The sequence below is a fragment of the Curtobacterium sp. B8 genome (assembly GCF_000333315.1).
GTDB lineage: Bacteria > Actinomycetota > Actinomycetes > Actinomycetales > Microbacteriaceae > Curtobacterium > Curtobacterium luteum.
This window is the reverse complement of the sequence record NZ_BACW01000459.1, coordinates 1-1,632: the sequence shown is the minus strand read 5'-3', so window position 1 is coordinate 1,632 and position 1,632 is coordinate 1. Positions and strand designations below refer to the sequence as shown.

At 70.5% G+C, this 1,632-nt stretch carries 2 protein-coding genes; both read left to right on the top strand.

Annotated elements, in window-relative coordinates:
- Positions 1–217, top strand: a 217-nt coding sequence (locus I59_RS11875; RefSeq protein ID WP_222835014.1) for a hypothetical protein, incomplete at its 5' end; no start/stop codon positions are given.
- A gap of 114 nt (positions 218–331) precedes the next feature.
- Positions 332–1,632: Stk1 family PASTA domain-containing Ser/Thr kinase (pknB, locus tag I59_RS11870; RefSeq protein WP_031273693.1), on the top strand; the 1,301-nt coding region annotated here is incomplete at its 3' end.

The window sequence follows — 1,632 nt, the reverse complement described above, 5'->3', positions numbered from 1 at the left end:
CTCCCCCGCGGTGAACATCCAGGCGGAAGAGCCCGACAAGCCCGTCACGTTCAAGTACTCCGTGACGTGCGGTGCCGGCGGGAGCAACCTCGCGAAGTCCCCCGGGTCCGACGCGGCGACGGCGACGTGGACGGTCGGCGACACGACCGACCCGGGCGACGGGACCGACCCCAGCGCCGGCACCAACCCGAGCCAGGGTGGACCCCAAGACGGTTGACCCCCGGTCGGGGGCTCGACACCGTTCCGTAACGGTTCGGTCCGAGCCCCCGCCACCAGCGTCTCACCAGGTCCTGCTGCCGTACACTTGCTCGGACGACAGACGGAGGAGTACGTGCCAGAAGGTGTGACCGCGGGGATCACGCTCCTCGCGAACCGCTACGAGATCGGTGACGTCATCGGTCGTGGCGGCATGGCCACGGTGCACCTGGGCAACGACACCCGGCTCGGGCGCAAGGTGGCGGTGAAGCTGCTGAAGCCGAGCCTCGCGAACGACCCCGCCTTCCGCACACGCTTCCGGCAGGAAGCCCAGTCGGCCGCCCGCATGGCCCACCCGACGATCGTGCGCGTGTACGACGCGGGCGAGGAGACCGTCCGGGAGCCCTCCGGCGCCGAGGTGCAGGTCCCGTACATCGTCATGGAGCACGTCGACGGGCGTCCGCTCTCGGACATCATCTCGGACGGGCCGGTCGCCCCGGCCGAGGCCGTGCGCATCACCGAAGGCATCCTCACCGCCCTCGAGTACTCGCACCGCGCCGGCGTCGTGCACCGCGACATCAAGCCCGCGAACGTCATGGTCACCCACACCGGCCAGGTGAAGGTCATGGACTTCGGCATCGCCCGGGCCATCACCGACACCTCCGCGACGGTCGCGCAGACCACCTCGATCCTCGGGACCGCGTCGTACTTCTCGCCGGAGCAGGCCCGCGGTGAGACCGTCGACGCGCGCACCGACCTGTACTCCACCGGCGTCGTCCTCTTCGAACTCCTCACCGGACGACCTCCGTTCATCGGTGACAGCCCGGTCGCGGTCGCCTACCAGCACGTCAGCGAGCAGCCCGCGGCTCCCTCGACCATCGCGTCCGAGGTCTCGCCCGCGCTCGACGCCGTCACCCTGCACGCCCTCGTGAAGGACAAGACGCGTCGCTTCCAGAGCGCCGCGGAGTTCCGCACGGACCTGCAGCAGGCGGCTGCCGGACAGGTGCCGTCGTCGACGCGCAAGCTGCAGCAGCAGCACGCGAGCGACGCCTCGACCATGCTCTTCGGCGTCAACCCGCGCACGACGTCCAACCCGGCCGTCGCGTTCCGCGAGCTCGACGACGACACCGCCGAGCACCGTCCGCAGCGCACGCAGAACCGGCCCCCGGTCGCGTGGATCTGGGTCGGGATCGTCCTCATCGTCGCGATCATCGCGGCCACCGTGTTCTTCGTCGCCAACCTGCAGCCCGGCAAGGCGCCCGTGTCGTCCTCGGTCACGGTGCCGAACGTCGTCGGCGCGACCTGGTCCTCGGCCTCCGCAACCCTCAAGAAGAGCGAGCTGACGCCGGTCCGTGTGACCGAGACGTCCGACGACGTCGATCGTGGCCTCGTCATCCGGACGGAACCCGGTGGCGGCTCGGGCACACGGTCCCGCGA